Genomic DNA, 16,981 nt, shown 5'->3' on the forward strand with positions numbered 1-16,981 from the left:
ACTGCACCGGCCGGACAGACAGACCGAAACGGAGCCGCCCGATGATCAATATCCTCTTCGCCGCGCCGCCGGAGCGCTGGGATTTCTACGCCGACGCCCTGCACGAGGCCCTTGACGCCGCCGCGATCACGGCCTGCCTGAGTCAGGATTTGCCCCCTGAAGATGTCGATTACATCATCTACGCCCCCAACGGGCCCCTTCGAGACTTCACCCTATATACCCGCTGCAAGGCGGTGCTCAGCCTCTGGGCCGGGGTGGAGAAGATCGTTGGCAATGACACGCTGACCATGCCGCTCGCCCGCATGGTCGACGACGGGCTCAGCCGGGGCATGGTCGAATGGGTGACCGGCCACGTCCTGCGCCACCATCTCGACATCGACCGCGACATCCACCGCCGCCCCGGCGACTGGACTCCGCGCATTCCCCCGCTGGCGGCAGATCGCCCCGTCACGATCCTGGGACTTGGCACACTCGGGCTGGAATGCGGCAAGGCGCTTGCCGGGCTCGGCTTTCCCGTCACCGGCTGGAGCCGCACCACCAAGGAGGTTCCCGGCCTCACCTGCCTGCACGGAAAGGACGGGTTGGGCGAGGCCCTGAAGACCGCGCAGATCGTCATTCTGCTTCTGCCCGACACGCCGGCCACGGAAAACACACTCAACGCCGAAACCCTGTCCATGCTGCCGCAAGGGGCGGTCATTCTCAATCCCGGTCGCGGCCCGCTGATCGACGACGACGCGCTTCTGGCGGCGCTCGATAACGGTCATATCGGCCACGCCACGCTCGACACCTTCCGCATTGAACCCCTGCCCGAGGATGATCCCTACTGGCATCACCCGAAGGTCACGGTCACGCCGCATATCGCGTCTGAAACCCGTCCGGGCACGGCGGCGCGCGTCATCGCCGAGAACATCCGCAGAAGCGAAGCGGGCGAGCCGTTGCTCTATCTCGTGGATCGTGAAGCGGGATATTGATAGGGTCCTGCACCCAAGCGAACCCCCACACGCCTGACGATGTCGGGCGAACAAGTATTTGAACAAAGAAGAAGGAGCGCCCCTCTTCCGAGCTCAGCGAAGGATTGGCGGCTTCTCGGGATCGCGCCCCGGGGCAGCGGCGGGGCGACTGGCCTGCTCCGGCGGCTCGGGCAGATCGAATCGCAGGCCGGCCTTTGCCAGATGCGCGGCCGCCGGATCCGAGGCGGCGAAGAATCCGACATCCAGCGCACCGGCCTCGATCCCCGAAAATGCCAGCGCCTCGTTGACCGCACGGGCAAGCGCACCCTCCGCCCCCTCCGCCGCGTCCACGATGGCCAGAAGATGCCCCTTTGTCCCGCTGTCATAGCGCACCGCCACGAGATAGGCACAGCGCGCCAGCCCCGCCGCTCGGGCGAGCTTGGCGTCAAGCCCGGTCAGAAGCGTATCCGGCAACCCCGCCGGCGGAAGGAACGCCTCGATCCGCGCCTCCACCTCGTCGGGCGCGTGGCTCAGGGTATCGGCCAGCCATGCCGTGGCGTCCGGTGGGATCAGGATGGCCGAGGGGGCGACATCGAGATTGACACCAAGGCCCACACCCGCCCCGGCCGCCATCGCGGCAATCACGCGCCCGGGCAGCGCGGCGTAGGGGGCCGGTCGGCCCGCGAATTGCGCCAGCCGCTCTTCGCGGTCGAACGCGAGGGTGTAGGAGGCCTCCGGCAGGTCGAAAACCTCCGGTTTGAGGGTGTCGCCCCGCGCCTCTTCCATCAGCAGCAGGAAAAGCTCGCTGTCGGCCAGCCGTTCATAAAATCGCAGCCGCGCGGGCTCATCCTCGGGGGCGGCCTCCATCGCGGCATGGGCGGTATCGAGTGGCGTTTCGGTCATGAGAGCACTTCCCCGATGCGGCGGCGCAGATCCGGCAGAACCTCTGCCTCGAACCACGGATTCTTCCTGAGCCATGCCGTATTGCGCCACGACGGATGAGGCAAGGGGAAGACGCGGGGCGCATGATCGCGCCAGCCACGCACGGTCTCCCTCACCCCCGCGCTCGTGCCGAGATGCCACTTCTGCGCATAGCCCCCCACCAGCAGCGTCAACTCCACCTCGGACAGCGCGGCGATCACCTGCGCGCGCCATGTCTTCGCGCAGATCGGCGGCGGCGGCAGATCGCCGCCTTTCGCGTCATACCCTGGAAAACAGAAGGCCATCGGAAGGATTGCCACCCTGTCGCGGTCATAGAATACGTCCTCCGACACGCCCATCCAGTCGCGCAGACGATCCCCCGACGGGTCGGTGAAGGGTTTGCCGCTCTCGTGCACACGCGCGCCAGGGGCCTGTCCAACGATCAGGATGCGCGCCGAGGGGCGAAACCACACCACCGGGCGCGGCGCATGCCCGGTCCGTGTGGCGGCAAAACGATCGGCACAGATCCGGCAGGCGCGAATGTCCGCTTTCAGACGCATGAGCGGCACAGTGCCGGATATCGCGGGCAGACAAAAGACTCAAAACATTTCGATGATCGTGAAAATATATATTGCGTCAGGCAATTCATTTCGATATTTCTAGAATCATGAAACACACAGACACATCCCCGACACCGGACAGCCTGCCACTTGCGCAGGCCGCCTCCGCGTTCGCCGCGCTCGGCTCCGAGCAGCGGCTTGTGGTCCTGCACACTCTGGTGCGCGCCGGCCCCGATGGCCTTGCCATCGGAGAGTTGGGCAAGCGCAGCGGCGTGACGGGCTCCACGCTGACCCATCACATGAAGATCCTGGCCCAGGCGGGCCTGGTCACACAAAACCGGTCCGGCCGTTCGATCATCTGCGCCGCCGTGGCCTATGACGAGATTCGCAGCCTCACGGACTTTCTTCTCAAGGAATGTTGTGCGGACTGCCCCCTGCCGGAGAACGATCATGGCTGATACCACTCATACCCCACCGGCCGCCGCGCGGCTCTGGAACCGCATCGACAAGGCGTGGCTGGTGCTCGTCGCAATTCTGGCCGCCGTTGCCATCCTGGACCCCCCGCAGTTCCGGCCCACGGTCGCGTTTGCCTCCGGCGCGCTTTTGGGCACCGCCCCGTTCATCGCATTCGCGGTCCTGGCCATCGGCTATCTGAAGGCGAGCGGCGCGGAAACCCTCCTCGCCCGCGCCTTCGAGGGGCGAGAGGTCCGCATGATCCTGTTTGCGGCGCTTCTTGGCGGACTGTCGCCCTTCTGTTCCTGTCAGGTCATTCCCTTCATCGCCGCGCTGCTCGCCGTGGGCGCACCGCTTTCGGCGGTGATGGCCTTCTGGCTGGCCTCGCCGCTCATGGACCCGGCGATGTTCGCCATCACCACGGGCACGCTGGGGTTCGATTTCGCGCTGGCCAAGACATTCTCGGCGGTGGGTCTGGGCCTGATGGGCGGCTTTGCCACCATGACCCTGAAGGGCAGTCCCGTCTTCGCGAACCCCTTGCGCGAGAAACCACAGGTCGGCGGAAGCTGCGGCGCGAAGAAGCCGTTTTCCGGAACGCCGGTCTGGACCTTCTGGCAAGAGGCCGGGCGCCGCACGACCTTCCGCACCGCAACGCTGGAGAACGCGGCCTTCCTGCTCAAGTGGCTGGCGCTGGCCTATACGGTCGAGGCGCTGATGATCCGCTATATTCCCGCGGAGATGATTGCCGGGGTGCTGGGCGGCGACGGGATCGGGCCGATCATCCTGGGCGCGCTCGTGGGGGCTCCGGCCTATCTGAACGGCTATGCCGCCGTGCCGCTGGTGGATGCGCTTCTGGCCCAGGGCATGGTGGACGGCGCGGCAATGAGTTTCGTCATCGCCGGGGGTGTCAGCAGCATTCCCGCCGCCATCGCGGTGTGGGCGCTGGTCAAGCCCCGGGTCTTTGTCGCCTATCTGGGCTTTGCGATGATCGGTGCGGTTCTGGCCGGTCTGATCTGGCAGATGGTGGCCTGACCTTCACCCCGGATTGTCGCGAAGGTGGAAACGCAAAAGGAGGGCGGGGCAACGTGCCCCGTCGTTTTCGTGCCCAAAGCGACACAATTTGGGCAATTCGGTTGCCTTAGTGAACGCGCCTGAGCCATAATACTGCCCAACTCGATCTATAAATCATTAAGCACCCCTCGCTAGAAGGGGAGTGTGCAGAGCAGGTCGGAGCTATAATGCTCGAATTCGTGAATGTGAGTAAGTCCTTTTGGACGGGTAAACAGCGCAAGGTGATCCTTGACAGGGTCTCCTTCCGCGTGGAACTTGGCAATTCGCTGGGAATCCTTGCGCCCAATGGCACCGGCAAGACCACTCTGATCAACATGATGGCGGGTCTGGAAAAGCCCGATGAGGGCGAGATTCACCGCAAGTGCCGCATTTCCTTCCCGCTGGGCTTCATGGGCGGGGTGGTCAATCGCCACTCGGCTGTGGAAAACAGCCGGTATATCGCCCGGCTTTACGGGCTCGATCCCGACTACGTCGAGGCGTTCTGCCGCTGGCTCTGCGGTCTGGAGGAATATTTCGATCAACCGCTGGGAACCTATTCCACGGGAATGCGCACGCGCTTCACCTTTGCCCTGATGTTGGCGCTTGATTTCGACATCTATCTGATCGACGAGGGGATGCCGGCCTCCACCGACGTGGAATTCAACCGCAAGGCAGGAGAGATCCTGCGTGAGCGGCTGCGCACCACGACCATCATAATCGTGTCCCACCAGCCAGAGGTGCTGGAGAAATTCGCCAGGTCGGCAGCGGTGCTGCTGGACGGTCAGTTGTATATGTTTGACACCTTGGAAGAAGCGAAACAGCTCTATGACTACCAAACCCAAGGCTAAGAAGTTTCGTATTCGCCGGTCTGCGCCGCATACCACCAGCGGAGCGTCGACAGACTCGGTCGTGCGCCAGACGCGGGACCAGCAGGAATCCACCACCGCCCCGCCCCGTCAGGAGCAGGAGCAGACGCGGCAGACGGGCCATGGCACCGCGCAGGGCGCCGCGACCGACCTGCCCCCCGATCAGGACATTGACGCGATCAAGCGCGAGGGTCTGAGCGGTCGGCAGCTTCGCATGGCGCGCCGGGTGGCCCAGAAGAACGGGCTGGCGGCGACCTCGGACTATGATGCGATCCGCCTTCTGCGCAGTCGCGGCATCGACCCGTTTCATCGCACCAACATGCTCGAACTCGTGGTGCCGGACAAAGGCGCCAAGGACGACGACACCCGGATGCGGCTTCCGCAGACCGTGCCGCCCAGCGAAAATCTGCCCTCGACCGAACAGTTTTCCCCGATGGAACAGCGCGGGCGCGAGATTTCCGATATTCAACGCGATATCGCCCGCCGCCGCCGCCGCAAGATGGCGCTGCTTTTCGCCCGGTTGTCCGCCTTCATCTTTCTGCCGACGCTTCTGGCGGGCTGGTATTTCTATGTCATCGCAACGCCGATGTATGCCACGAATTCCGCTTTTCTGATCCTTCAGGCCGATAGCGCGGGCGGCTCTCAGGGGCTCGGCTCCATGTTCTCGGGCACGCAGTTCGCCACCAATCAGGACAGCATTGCCACGCAGGACTACCTGCAATCCAAGGATGCGATGGTCCGGCTTGACGAGGACGAGGGGTTCAAGTCGCACTTTGCCGATCCTGAAATCGACCCGCTGCAACGGCTCCCGCCGAATCCCTCGAACGAGAAGGCGCACAAGCTCTACAAGAAATACGTGAAAATCGGCTATGACCCAACCGAAGGCGTGATCCGCATGGAGGTGAGCGCCGCCGACCCCAAAGTGAGCCAGCGGTTTTCCGAGGCGCTGATCTCCTATGCCGAGGCGCGCGTCGACGACCTGTCGCAGCGCAAGCGCGAAGATCAGCTTCGCGATGCCCGCGAAAGTCTCGAAAAGGCGCAGAATGATCGGCGTGCAGCACAAGCCACGCTTGTCAAGTTGCAGGAAGGGGCCGTGCTCGACCCCGAGGGGCTTATCGCCTCCCTGCGCAGTCAGGTGACCAACCTTGAGGTCGCACTTCAGGAAAAGGAACTCGAACTTCAGGCCCTGCTAGACAACGAACGGCCCAATCAGGCCCGGCTCGAAGGGGTGCGCGGCGACGTTCGTCGCATGCGCAACCAGCTCCAGACGCTCGAATCGCGCATGACACAGGCCCGGCAGGGCGAGGATTCGCTGGCCCAGCAGGCGGTGCAAATCCAGATGGCACAGGCCGACCTGGCCACTGCCGATCTGATGATGCAGACCGCGCTTCAGACCCTCAAGCAGACCGAACTGGAGGCGGGGCGTCAGGTGCGCTATCTCGAAACCTCGGTCAAACCCGTGGTGTCGCAGGATCCCACCTATCCGCGCGCCTTCGAGAACACGATCTTGGCCTTCCTGATCTTTTCAGGCATCTATCTGATGATCTCGCTCACCGCGTCCATCCTCAGAGAACAGGTATCGTCCTAGACCATGAAACACATCGACATCGCCGGTCTGACGGTCGGCAATGACCGCCCTCTGACGGTTATCGCCGGGCCGTGCCAGCTCGAAAGCACCGACCACGCCCAAATGATCGCCGGCACGATGAAGCAAGCCTGCGATGCTGCCGGAGCGCAGTTCATTTTCAAGGCATCCTACGACAAGGCCAACCGCACCTCGCTGTCCGGCCGGCGCGGGCTGGGGCTGGAAACGGGGCTCGACATCCTTGCGGAGGTGCGCAAGGCGATCGGGGTGCCGGTGCTCACCGACATCCATGAACGCGGCCAATGCGCCCCGGCGGCGGCGGTCTGCGACGTGCTTCAGATCCCCGCCTTCCTGTGCCGCCAGACCGATCTTCTGCTGGCGGCGGGCGAAACGGGCGCGGCCATCAATGTCAAGAAGGGGCAGTTCCTTGCGCCTTGGGACATGGACAACGTGGTCGCCAAGATCGAAAGCACCGGCAATACCCGCATCCTTCTGACCGAACGCGGAAGCTCTTTCGGATACAACACCCTCGTGGCCGACATGCGCGCCCTGCCCCGCATGGCGCAGACCGGCTATCCGGTGGTGATGGACGCGACCCATTCGGTGCAGCAGCCCGGCGGACAGGGCGCAAGTTCCGGCGGACAGCGCGAATTCGCCCCCGTCATGGCCCGCGCCGCGGTCGCCGTCGGGGTGGCCGCCGTCTTTATCGAAACACATGAGGCCCCCGACACCGCCCCCAGCGACGGGCCCAACATGATCCCGCTGGGCGAGATGGCAGCCCTGATCCGAACCTTGATGGACTTCGACAGATTGGCTAAAGCGAATCCCATAACCATTTGACCCAATTTTTTCCTGAAGGCGCCGCAGCATGACCCATCCGATTTACGATGTGACCCCCAACACCTGGGATTTCCTGAAGTATCCGATGATCAAGCCGACGGGCTTTCGGGAATACGACGCGCGCTGGCGCTTCCCCGAAGAGATCAACTTGCCCGGCATGACGGCGCTGGGGCTTGGTCTGGGCACCCAGATCCGCCGCCGCGGGATCACGCCGGAGATCGTTGTGGCCAACGATTACCGCGACTATTCCCTGTCGATCAAGCACGCGCTGATCATCGGTCTGATGCAGGCCGGCATCCGGGTGCGCGACATCGGCCCCGCCCTGTCGCCAATGGCCTATTTCGCCCAGTTTCACCTGGATGCGCCGGCCGTCGCGATGGTCACCGCCTCGCACAATCCCAACGGCTGGACCGGGGTGAAGATGGGGTTCGAGCGCCCCCTGACCCACGGCCCCGACGAGATGGACGAGCTGCGCGACATCGTGCTCAGCGGCCACGGAGAGCCTGCCACGGGCGGCTCCTATGAATTCACGGACGGTGTGCGCGAGGCCTATCTTGACGATCTGGTGGGCGATTTCCGCGTGTCCCGCCCGTTGAAGATCGTTTGCGCCACCGGCAACGGCACCGCCGGCGCCTTCGCACCCGAACTGTTCGAAAGGATGGGGGTGGAGGTGGTGCCCTCGCACAATGAACTCGACTACACTTTTCCCAACTACAACCCCAATCCCGAAGACATGCATATGCTGCATGACATGGCCGCGACGCTCAAGGCGTCGGGCGCCGATCTCGCACTCGGCTTCGATGGCGATGGTGACCGGTGTGGCGTGGTGGATGACGAGGGCGAAGAGATCTTTGCCGACAAGGTGGGCGTGATCATGGCGCGCGACCTGTCAAAGATTCACCCCGGCGCGACTTTCGTGGCCGACGTGAAATCCACCGGCCTGTTCGCCTCGGACCCGGAGCTTCTGGCCAACGGGGTGAAGGTGGATTACTGGAAAACCGGGCACAGCCACATGAAACGCCGGGTGAAGGAAATCGGCGCGCTGGCGGGGTTCGAGAAATCCGGGCACTATTTCCTCGCCGAACCCATCGGGCGCGGCTATGACTGCGGAATGCGTGTTGCCGTCGAGATCTGCAAGCTGATGGATCGCAACCCGGACCAGTCCATGTCCGACCTGCGCCGCGCCCTGCCGCGTACATGGTCCACGCCGACGATGTCCCCCTATTGCGCCGATTCCGAGAAATATCAGGTGCTGGAGCGGATCGTCGCGAAGCTGACAGCGAAACACGACGCGGGCGAAACCCTCGCGGGACGCGCCATCAAGGAGGTGGTGACGGTCAACGGCGCGCGCGTCATTCTCGACAACGGAAGCTGGGGTCTGGTGCGCGCGTCCTCGAACACGCCCAATCTGGTGGTGGTCTGCGAAAGCTCCGACAGCGAGGAGGAACTGCGCGCCATTTTCGAAGATCTCGACGCGGTAATCCGCACCGAACCGTCCGTGGGCGACTACGATCAGCGGATCTGAGAACTGAACGGGCCGCTCCCGCCCCGGGCCGGGTCGCGCGCAGTGCCACCGGGCTGCAACCGCCTCAGCGGTGCAACTGCACAGAGGCCAGCGCCAGCAGATCCCAGACAGGTTTCACTGCCGCCTCGCGGTCAAACGCCCCGTCCCAGCGCGCTGCCTGCAACCATATCCCGTCGCTCATGATCGTCAGGATACGGGCAAGCTGCCGCGCCTGATCGGCAGGCATGATCTTGCAAAGATCATGCGCGAGATTGCTGATCAGCCGGCGCTCGATCAGGTTCATGACCCGCGCGAACCTCGGATTGAACGCCGCCTCGCCGGAACATGACGCCCAGGCTTGCGCCGTCTCCTTGCTGAAGACCTCCGGGCTGAAATTGGCCTCCAGCACCGAAAGCACACGCTCATGCGGTGTGCGCGCCTGCCGGAGCCTGAGAAGCACTTCCTCGGTGATCAGTCGATTTGTCAGCTTGACGGCCGCTTCGAGCAGATCCGCCTTTGTCTTGTAGTGATAGTGCACCAGCCCCTGCGAAATGCCGGCCTCTTCGCTGACGCGCTGAACTGTGGCGCCCTTGACGCCATGTTTCTCGATCGTGCGGAGCGCCGCCCGTGCCAGTTCGCGGCGCCGAATATCTGCGATGGAAGAGCGTTTTCCGCGTGCAGGGCGCGGTTTGTGGGTCTGATCGGCCAAGGGTGGCTTCCTTTTGTGCGTCCGGCGGCATCCGCCACCCCCTAAGCTATGGCAGCCTTTGTGTCCTGTCCAGTCCGATGACGCCAACAAGCATCAACCCCGCCTTTCAAAGGATATTTGACTAATTGCCCAAAAAAATGGTTATATACCCAGTAAATTGAACCAAGGCTGAAAAACGGAAGACGACATGACCCGATCGACCAACGCAAATTCGACAGTTCGTCACGAAATCACCGTCGGCCGGGCGAACACGCCGGAGTTTTCATGGCCGACGGTCCTGCTCGCACTCGGCTGTCTGGCGGGATTCGCCGCCTCCGTGGCACTGGCCATGACGGGCACGATGTCCTACCTGCTCGCCGGGGCGATCAACACGGTGATCATCTACGCCATCTACACCGTCCTGCACGAGGCCGTGCATATGAACATCAGCGCCATGCGCAAGGATCTGCAATGGGTGGACCGGCTGCTGGGGAGCCTTGCGGGCGTGTTGCTGTGGCAGTTCTATGACCACCACCGCGCCGATCACCTCGTGCATCACCGCATCACCAACCACGATGACGACCCGGATATTTCGGCGCGGGCGGGGTTTATGGACTATGTGTTCATCCGGCTTCCGGTCGTGCTGCTGAACTACTTCAACCCGGTGCTGCTCTACCGGCGGTGCAGGGAGCTTGAGATGTCGCGCGCCGCGACACGGCGCACCATGACCGGATTCGCGATCAACACCGCTCTGGCGATCGGGGTCATCGCGATGGGCTACGGATTTGAGCTTGTGACCCTCTGGCTCGTACCCTGGTACATCGGCAACAGCCTGATGCTGCTCATGTTCACGTGGTCACCGCATCACGACCACCAAGAAACCGGGCGCTACCGCAACACGCGCATCATCGAAATGCCTGCCGGAAATGCGTTGCTGCTCGGGCAAGGGTATCACCTGATCCATCACATGATGCCCGGCATTCCCTGGTATCGCTACAAGAAGACCTTCGAGGATCTGCGCCCGACGCTGGAGGAAAACGACGTGCGTATCGAAGGGGTGATGCCCAACCCGGCTCCGCGCGCGGCAAGCCCGGCCGAATGAACGCCGCCCCCTCCTGCCCCGCGCTCACCGGCGCGGACAGGATCATCCGCAAGCCAAGGCAGCGCCCTCAGCGCGCCTTCTCGACCGCCTCCGCTATAAGCGCCTCGATCTCGCCGACACTCGCCTGTCGCGGATTCGTGGCGGCCGCCGGATCACCGCTCGCCTTGCGGGCAAGCTCTTCGATCCGGTCCGGGCCAACGCCGAGTTCGGCCAGGCTTTTCGGAATCTCCAGATCGTCGAGAATACCGCAAACCGCCGCGTAGAACCCGTCGAAATCCCGGCTTTCCAGTCCGAGGGCGTGGGACATGGCGGGAATGCGATCCTCGATCGCGGCCCGGTTGAAGCGCAGCACCGCAGGCAACAGAACCGCGTTTGTCAGCCCGTGCTGCGTGTCATAGAGCGCCCCGACCATATGGCTGACGGCATGCACCATGCCCAGCCCCTTGAGGAAAGACACCCCGGCCAGACAGCTTCCCGTCAGCATCGCCATGCGCGCCTCAAGGTCATCGGGCTGCGCCACCGCCTGCCGAATCGCCCCGTTCACAAGGGTCAGCGCCTCAAGCGCGGCCCCGTCACACATCGGGTGGAACATGTCCACGCAATAGGCTTCGATCGCATGGGTCAGCGCGTCGCACCCCGTCCATGCGGTCAGATTGGCCGGCAGGCCGACCGTCAGTTCGGGATCGAGTATCGCCAGCGCCGGGCGGTGCTCCGGGTGCCAGACGCAGCCCTTGATACCGCGTCCGGTGTCGGTGATCATCGCGGTGCTGTCGGTCTCCGCGCCGGTGCCGGCGGTGGTCGGCACACAGATCAGCGGCGCGAACGCATGCGCCGCCGGGGGCGTCGCGTCGAAGTCGAACGACCACAGCGGCGTATCATGCCCGACGATCAGGCTGATCGCCTTGGCCGCGTCCATGGCCGATCCCCCGCCGATGGCGATCACGCCGTCATGCGCCCCGGCCTCGAACACCGCCTTACCTTCCGTCGCGTTCTCATCCGTGGGGTTCGGATTGACGTCACTGAACACCGCCGCGCGCAGCCCCTGCGCGGTCAGCATCTCCCGCAGCCGCCCGACAAAGGGCAGATCCCGCGATCCGCGATCCGTCACGATGAGCGGCGCGGTGATGCCGGAACTTTCGCAAAACGGGCCGATGTCCGATACCCTGCCGGGGCCGAGGAAAACCGGAACCGGAAAGGTCCAGTCAACCGGGGATAGGATGTTCATATGTCTCTCCTGCTCTGTCTGAAAATCTTCCGGGCGCGCCTTGCCCGAATGCCTCAATGGTCGGAATCATGCGCGCAGCTTGCGGCCGCGACATAGCTGCCGGTGTCAGTGATACGCCGCCCGCCGGCAAGGTATTCGTCAATGATTTCAACCATTTTTCCCTGCCCGAAGGATGCGAAATGCCCGGCATGAATGACCGAAACCGGCAGCTCCTTCAACCGCCGGAGCGAGGCCTCCAGCACATCCGGGTCGGAATGATAGAGATTGTCGAGCAGCGCATCGTCATACACGACGTCCCCGCTGAACAGCACCCCGCTCTCGCGTTCGTGAAGCGCGATGGAACCGGGCGAATGCCCCGGCAGGTGCAGAACGTGAAACACCCGGTCCCCCAGATCGAGGACATCGCCCTCGTCGACAATTCGTGTCAGGGGCGCGGGCTTCACGGCAAACTGCGTATGGTCGAAACCGTCGTAGGGCAGGGCCGAAAAGGTCTCGGCGCGCACATATCCGATGTCGGCGACGGTGTTGTGCGCATCGGGGGCGGCGATGATCGCGGCCTCTGCCGCGTGCCCCGCGCGGTCCTTGAACTGATGCAGACCGCCGGAGTGGTCGAAATGTGTATGCGTGACCACGCCAATGGCGGGGCGCTCCACGGCAAGCCCCGGAACCGCCTCCACGAGCGGGCGCAATCCCATGCCCGTGTCGATGACCAGATCGCGGTCGCGCCCGCGCACATGCCAGATATTGCACCGCAGCCAGGGCGCGACGTGGGTCTCACGTATGAGCGTGACCCCCTGCCCCATCGAAACCGTTTCGTACCACCGCTCCGCGACCCTATCCGGCATCGACACACCCGGAGCGTGAATATGATTCGGCACAATATCCGTGCAGCAACGACAGAGTCCCCGGTATTATTTGGTTATTCGACCAAGATAGTTGTATTTGCATGGGCTGCACCTTAGAACAATGTCCAAACAAGGGGAAGAAGAGGACAGAACATGAATAAGTTTACGACGAAAATCGCCGCGGCACTTTCATTCGGACTGGTCGCCGCCGGCGCTCAGGCCGATGAGATCCGCATTCCCGTCAACTCCTGGACCGGGCAGAACCTGTCGGCCCATATCGCCGGTCAGCTTCTCGAAAAGCTCGACCACGAAGTGGAATACGTGACCGCCGGCGCCGTGCCACAGCTTGCCGCGATGGCACAGGGCACATTGCATTTCCAGCCCGAGTTCTGGGACAACAACGTTGGAGACATCTACCCCGACGCCCTCGCCGTCGGCGATATCGTGATCGTCGGCCCGCTCGGCCTGCAATCGCGTGAGGGGTGGATCTACCCCCCCTATATGGAAGAGCAGTGCCCCGGCCTGCCCGCCTATGAGGCGCTCTACGACTGCGCACAGGCATTCGCCGCCGCCGACACATTTCCCAACGGTCGCCTGATCACCTATCCGGCCGACTGGGGCACCCGTTCGCGTGATCTCGTCGCGGCGCTCGATCTGCCGTTTCAGCCGGTCGCCGGTGGCAGCGAAGGCGCGATGATCGCCGAGTTGCGCAGCGCGGTCGCGGCGCAGCAGCCCATGCTGATGATGTTCTGGGAGCCGCACTGGCTCTTCGCGGAGTTTGATTTCAACTGGATCGAATGGGATGCGCCCGAGAACGGTGTCTGCGACGAATCCAACCAGACGCGCGGCGACGCCTGCGGCTTTGCCCAGGCCAATGTCGGCAAGCTGGTCAACCGCGATTTCGCAGAGACATGGCCCGACGCCTACGCGCTCGCAGAGGCGTTCACCATGGACAACGCCTCGCAGAACGAGATGATCCTTCAGGTCGATCAGCAGGGCATGTCGGTCGAAGATGCCGCCGCTGGCTGGATCGCCGAGAACGAGGAGATCTGGACGCCCTGGATCGAAGCCGCCCGCGCCGCGCAGGACTGATCGGCGTCATAACAACGCGCGGGGGGCGCCTTCGTCGTCCCCCGCCTTCAATCGGACGACACTGGCTCTTTGCGCCCGGGCTTTCGGGTCCGGGCGTTTGAGCATCATTCCCGCCGAGGACGACATATGCCCGACGACGATACCCCGCGATCGAACACGCCGGAGCCGAAGCTGGTGTGCCGAAATCTGTGGAAGGTGTTCGGCACAAAGCCGGAAACCTGGTTCAAGGATCAAGACGCGCTCCGCGACCCGGCTTCACTCGCGGAACGGATGCGCGACGACGGGCTGATCCCCGCGGCCGTCGATGTCAACTTCGAGGTCGCGCAGGGCGAGATCTTCGTCATCATGGGCCTGTCGGGGTCCGGGAAATCGACGGTCCTGCGCTGCCTGTCGCGTCTGGTCGAACCCACCTATGGCGAGGTGCTGCTCGACGGTGAGGATCTGCTGCGCAAATCCGCGCGCGAGCTGATCGAGATCCGGCGCCACAAGATGGGCATGGTCTTTCAGAACTTCGGCCTGATGCCGCATCTGAACGTGATCGAGAACGTGACCTTTCCGCTGGCGCTTCAGGGCATGCCGGAAAAGGAACGCCGCAAGCGCGTGGAAAACGTCATCTCGCTGGTCGGTCTCGAAGGGCGCGAGGACAGCTACCCGCATCAACTCTCGGGCGGACAGCAGCAGCGCGTGGGCATTGCTCGCTCCCTCGCCGTGGAGCCCGATCTCTGGCTTCTCGATGAGCCGTTTTCCGCGCTCGATCCCATGATCCGGCGCCAGATGCAGGACGAGTTCCTGCATATTCAAAGCACGCTGAAAAAATCCATCATCTTCATCACCCACGACTTTCTCGAGGCGCTGCGCATCGCGGACCGGATCATGCTGATGCGCGACGGCATGGTCGTCCAGATCGGCAGCCCGGTCGACCTGATCACCGACCCCGCCGATTCCTATGTCGCGGAATTCACCCGCGACGTTCCGCTGGTGCGGGTCATGACGGCGGCCGACGCCCTTGCCCCCGGCGGCGCGCAGGAAACCCCCGAGGGTCTGCCCGAGGTCGATTCGACCGCCACGCTGGAAGACCTTCTGCCGCAAATGGCCGGGCGCCATGACTCCGTGATCGTGCGCAAGGGCGATCGCGTCATCGGACAGGTCACGCCCGAAAGCCTGATCGACGCGCTGGCAAAGCGCACAAAGGCTCACGACGCTGCCATGGACGAAGACGGCAGCGAAATCGCGAAAGAGACGGCATGACAGAGATCCGGCGATGGGTTTCAGGCGGCTCCGCATGGGCCGTCCTGATCGCACTGACGCTTGTCCTGCTTTTGCAACGCGACGCCCTGCCCTGGGCGATCCGCTTTCCCGACGGGTGGGCGGTCCCGCTGACGCCCTGGCTGAATGCGGGCATGAACTGGGTGATCGACTCCTTCGGCATCTATTTCCGGGCGTTCTCCGATCAGCTCTCGGTGCTGATGCGCTGGATTCGCGACGGGATCAACAGCCTGCCCTGGGCGGCGATCGTCGCGCTGGTCGCCTTCATGGCCTATGCGGTATCGGGCTGGAAGCTGGCGGTGTTTTCCTTCGCGGCGATGTTCTACATGGTCCTGATCGGCTTCTGGACAGAGGCGATGAATTCGCTCGCGCTGGTCGCCCTGTCGGTGCCTATGGCGGTGATCATCGGCTTCTTCACCGGCGCGCTCGGGTTCGCAAGCGACCGGGCCGACCGCATCATCCGCCCCACGATGGACATGATGCAGACCATCCCGGCCTTTGCCTACCTTCTGCCCATCCTGCTGCTGTTCGGGTTCGGCCCGGTGGTCGGTCTGATCGCCAGCCTGCTCTACGCGGTGCCGCCGATGGTGCGCAACACCACGATGGGACTGGGCGCGGTCAACAGCGAGGTGATCGAGGCCGGAAGCATGTCCGGCGCCACCAGACGGCAGCTTTTCTGGCGCGTCCGCGTGCCAAGCGCCATGCGTCAGATCCTTTTGGGCGTGAACCAGACGACGATGGCGGCGTTCTCGATGGTGATCATCGCCTCGATCATCGGCGGCACCGCCGACATCGGCTGGGAGGTGCTCAAATCCATCCGCCGCGCGGAATTCGGCGAAAGCCTGCTTCTGGGGCTGGTCATCGCCTTCATGGCGATGGTCATGGATCGCCTCACTGCGCAGATCGCCCGGCGCGATACCAGCGGGCCGGAGGCGCTCGAATGGGCCCGGCCAAGGGTGCTGTGGCTCTCCGCACTGGTTCTGGCCATCGCGATCACGGCTCTGGCGCAGGTGCTACCGTTCCTGAAAACCTACCCCGCCGCATGGGAATTCTACCCCGCCGGACGGCTCAATTCCGCAGTCCAGTATATCGTCACCGAATTCACCGTGACCATCAACTATATCAAGCAGGTGGCCTTCTTCTTCGTCATGCTGCCGGTGAAAATGGGCTTGGAAAAGACGATCACCCCCTTCTCCTGGGGGTTTGCCTTCACCGACACGCTCAAGATCGGCTACGCTGTTGCCGTGCTGGCACTGGCGGCGCTGTCGTGGCAGCGGCGAAGCTGGCGCGCGGCGGCGCTGGTGATCTTCTTCGGTATGCTGCTTTTCGTCGGGATCACCGGCATGCCCTGGCCGGCCCTGATCGCCATGGCGACCCTTCTGGCCTATCAGACCGGGGGCCGGCGGCTCGCGCTCGGCATGTTGGCGGGGCTTGGCTTCCTGCTGCTCGCCGGGGTGTGGGAAGAGGCGATGCTCTCGATCTACCTCTGCGGCCTCGCGGTGCTGTTCTGCTTCCTGATCGGCGGCGCGCTCGGCGTTCTGGCGGCAGAGTTCGATTCCGTCTCCGCCGCCCTGCGCCCGTTCAACGACACGCTTCAGACCATGCCGCTTTTCGTGATCCTCATTCCCTTCGTGATGATCTTCAAGATCGGTGAGTTCACCGCGCTTCTGGCGATCATCGCCTACGCCATCGTGCCGTCGATCCGCTACACCGAACACGGCATCCGCAGCGTCTCCAAAGAGGTGATCGAGGCGGCCACCGCAAGCGGCTGCACCCCCCTGCAATTGCTGTGGCGTGTGAAACTCCCGCTGGCCGCGCCGGTCATCCTGCTCGGGCTGAACCAGACGATCATGTATGCCATTGCCATGCTCGTCATCGCCGCGCTCGTGGGCACCAGCGATCTGGGGCAACTGGTCTATATCGGTCTGGGCGACGGCGATTTCGGCGTCGGCATCGTCGCCGGGGTGGGCATGGCGATCATCGCCATGCTGGCCGACCGCATGACCCAGGCGATGGGCGGCCGCCCGAAATAAC

The 16,981-nt window shown here is 63.7% G+C and carries 16 protein-coding genes; 11 read left to right on the forward strand and 5 right to left on the reverse strand.

Annotated elements, in window-relative coordinates:
* The first annotated feature begins 41 nt into the window (after nt 1-41).
* Nucleotides 42-971, forward strand: a complete 930-nt coding sequence (locus BMW66_RS02950) for a 2-hydroxyacid dehydrogenase (protein WP_093115225.1) — start codon at nt 42-44, stop codon at nt 969-971.
* Between the two features lie 93 nt (nt 972-1,064).
* On the opposite strand, the gene BMW66_RS02955 is transcribed toward BMW66_RS02950, so the two are convergent.
* On the reverse strand, nt 1,065-1,853 hold the full coding sequence (locus BMW66_RS02955; RefSeq protein WP_093115227.1) for an SseB family protein: 789 nt from the start codon (nt 1,851-1,853) through the stop codon (nt 1,065-1,067).
* Nucleotides 1,850-2,431, reverse strand: coding sequence for a uracil-DNA glycosylase family protein (locus BMW66_RS02960; RefSeq protein ID WP_093115229.1), 582 nt, complete (start codon nt 2,429-2,431; stop codon nt 1,850-1,852). Before BMW66_RS02960 ends, BMW66_RS02955 begins: the two co-directional genes overlap by 4 nt.
* Nucleotides 2,432-2,538: 107 nt before the next feature.
* Here BMW66_RS02960 and BMW66_RS02965 point away from each other — a divergent pair, with 107 nt between their 5' ends.
* The 6 genes from BMW66_RS02965 (at nt 2,539) to BMW66_RS02990 (ending at nt 8,750) form a co-directional block, all read left to right on the forward strand.
* The gene (locus tag BMW66_RS02965; protein ID WP_093115413.1) at nt 2,539-2,889 is read left to right on the forward strand and encodes an ArsR/SmtB family transcription factor; all 351 of its coding nucleotides are present in this window, start codon (nt 2,539-2,541) and stop codon (nt 2,887-2,889) included.
* Nucleotides 2,882-3,916, forward strand: a complete 1,035-nt coding sequence (locus BMW66_RS02970; protein WP_093115231.1) for a permease — start codon at nt 2,882-2,884, stop codon at nt 3,914-3,916. The genes BMW66_RS02965 and BMW66_RS02970 overlap by 8 nt, the downstream gene beginning before the upstream one ends.
* Before the next feature lie 206 nt (nt 3,917-4,122).
* Nucleotides 4,123-4,782 (forward strand): ABC transporter ATP-binding protein, encoded by a 660-nt coding sequence (locus BMW66_RS02975; RefSeq protein WP_093115233.1) that lies wholly within the window; start codon nt 4,123-4,125, stop codon nt 4,780-4,782.
* Complete coding sequence (locus tag BMW66_RS02980; protein ID WP_093115235.1) at nt 4,760-6,388, forward strand: KpsE/RkpR family capsule polysaccharide export protein; 1,629 nt, start codon at nt 4,760-4,762, stop codon at nt 6,386-6,388. The genes BMW66_RS02975 and BMW66_RS02980 overlap by 23 nt, the downstream gene beginning before the upstream one ends.
* A gap of 3 nt (nt 6,389-6,391) precedes the next feature.
* Nucleotides 6,392-7,225: a 3-deoxy-8-phosphooctulonate synthase gene (gene kdsA, locus BMW66_RS02985; protein ID WP_093115237.1), complete on the forward strand. Its 834-nt coding sequence runs from the start codon at nt 6,392-6,394 to the stop codon at nt 7,223-7,225.
* A 28-nt stretch (nt 7,226-7,253) separates the two neighbouring features.
* Nucleotides 7,254-8,750, forward strand: coding sequence for a phosphomannomutase/phosphoglucomutase (locus BMW66_RS02990; protein ID WP_093115239.1), 1,497 nt, complete (start codon nt 7,254-7,256; stop codon nt 8,748-8,750).
* 64 nt (nt 8,751-8,814) lie between these two features.
* Here BMW66_RS02990 and betI read toward each other — a convergent pair whose 3' ends face one another.
* A complete protein-coding gene (gene betI / locus BMW66_RS02995; protein ID WP_175483147.1) occupies nt 8,815-9,438 on the reverse strand; it encodes a transcriptional regulator BetI in 624 nt (207 codons plus the stop codon).
* A 187-nt stretch (nt 9,439-9,625) separates the two neighbouring features.
* Here betI and BMW66_RS03000 point away from each other — a divergent pair, with 187 nt between their 5' ends.
* Nucleotides 9,626-10,519 carry a fatty acid desaturase family protein gene (locus tag BMW66_RS03000; protein ID WP_093115243.1) on the forward strand — a complete coding sequence of 298 codons (894 nt, stop codon included), beginning with the start codon at nt 9,626-9,628 and terminating at the stop codon, nt 10,517-10,519.
* Between the two features lie 67 nt (nt 10,520-10,586).
* Here BMW66_RS03000 and BMW66_RS03005 read toward each other — a convergent pair whose 3' ends face one another.
* Both BMW66_RS03005 and BMW66_RS03010 read right to left on the reverse strand, forming a co-directional pair.
* Nucleotides 10,587-11,744: an iron-containing alcohol dehydrogenase gene (locus BMW66_RS03005; RefSeq protein WP_093115245.1), complete on the reverse strand. Its 1,158-nt coding sequence runs from the start codon at nt 11,742-11,744 to the stop codon at nt 10,587-10,589.
* 53 nt (nt 11,745-11,797) lie between these two features.
* Complete coding sequence (locus tag BMW66_RS03010) at nt 11,798-12,589, reverse strand: MBL fold metallo-hydrolase (RefSeq protein WP_093115247.1); 792 nt, start codon at nt 12,587-12,589, stop codon at nt 11,798-11,800.
* Between the two features lie 153 nt (nt 12,590-12,742).
* Between BMW66_RS03010 and BMW66_RS03015 the strand changes: the two genes are divergently transcribed.
* The 3 genes from BMW66_RS03015 (at nt 12,743) to BMW66_RS03025 (ending at nt 16,980) form a co-directional block, all read left to right on the forward strand.
* Entirely contained in the window at nt 12,743-13,681 is a 939-nt protein-coding gene (locus tag BMW66_RS03015; RefSeq protein WP_093115249.1) for an ABC transporter substrate-binding protein, read from the forward strand.
* Nucleotides 13,682-13,807: 126 nt separating this feature from the next.
* Nucleotides 13,808-14,929, forward strand: a complete 1,122-nt coding sequence (locus BMW66_RS03020) for a quaternary amine ABC transporter ATP-binding protein (protein ID WP_093115251.1) — start codon at nt 13,808-13,810, stop codon at nt 14,927-14,929.
* The gene (locus BMW66_RS03025) at nt 14,926-16,980 is read left to right on the forward strand and encodes an ABC transporter permease (RefSeq protein WP_093115253.1); all 2,055 of its coding nucleotides are present in this window, start codon (nt 14,926-14,928) and stop codon (nt 16,978-16,980) included. Before BMW66_RS03020 ends, BMW66_RS03025 begins: the two co-directional genes overlap by 4 nt.
* The last annotated feature ends 1 nt before the right edge of the window (nt 16,981 follow it).

Origin of the sequence: Salinihabitans flavidus, assembly GCF_900110425.1 — a bacterium.
GTDB lineage: Bacteria > Pseudomonadota > Alphaproteobacteria > Rhodobacterales > Rhodobacteraceae > Salinihabitans > Salinihabitans flavidus.

Coding starts and splice junctions, on each gene's coding strand:
- BMW66_RS03000 (WP_093115243.1), top strand. CDS start 9,626: ATGACCCGATCGACCAACGCAAATTCGACAGTTCGTCACGAAATCACC.
- BMW66_RS02975 (WP_093115233.1), top strand. CDS start 4,123: ATGCTCGAATTCGTGAATGTGAGTAAGTCCTTTTGGACGGGTAAACAG.
- BMW66_RS02980 (WP_093115235.1), top strand. CDS start 4,760: ATGACTACCAAACCCAAGGCTAAGAAGTTTCGTATTCGCCGGTCTGCG.
- BMW66_RS02965 (WP_093115413.1), top strand. CDS start 2,539: ATGAAACACACAGACACATCCCCGACACCGGACAGCCTGCCACTTGCG.
- BMW66_RS02950 (WP_093115225.1), top strand. CDS start 42: ATGATCAATATCCTCTTCGCCGCGCCGCCGGAGCGCTGGGATTTCTAC.
- BMW66_RS03020 (WP_093115251.1), top strand. CDS start 13,808: ATGCCCGACGACGATACCCCGCGATCGAACACGCCGGAGCCGAAGCTG.
- BMW66_RS03015 (WP_093115249.1), top strand. CDS start 12,743: ATGAATAAGTTTACGACGAAAATCGCCGCGGCACTTTCATTCGGACTG.
- BMW66_RS02960 (WP_093115229.1), bottom strand. CDS start 2,431: ATGCGTCTGAAAGCGGACATTCGCGCCTGCCGGATCTGTGCCGATCGT.
- BMW66_RS03025 (WP_093115253.1), top strand. CDS start 14,926: ATGACAGAGATCCGGCGATGGGTTTCAGGCGGCTCCGCATGGGCCGTC.
- kdsA (WP_093115237.1), top strand. CDS start 6,392: ATGAAACACATCGACATCGCCGGTCTGACGGTCGGCAATGACCGCCCT.
- BMW66_RS03005 (WP_093115245.1), bottom strand. CDS start 11,744: ATGAACATCCTATCCCCGGTTGACTGGACCTTTCCGGTTCCGGTTTTC.
- BMW66_RS02970 (WP_093115231.1), top strand. CDS start 2,882: ATGGCTGATACCACTCATACCCCACCGGCCGCCGCGCGGCTCTGGAAC.
- BMW66_RS02955 (WP_093115227.1), bottom strand. CDS start 1,853: ATGACCGAAACGCCACTCGATACCGCCCATGCCGCGATGGAGGCCGCC.
- BMW66_RS03010 (WP_093115247.1), bottom strand. CDS start 12,589: ATGCCGGATAGGGTCGCGGAGCGGTGGTACGAAACGGTTTCGATGGGG.
- BMW66_RS02990 (WP_093115239.1), top strand. CDS start 7,254: ATGACCCATCCGATTTACGATGTGACCCCCAACACCTGGGATTTCCTG.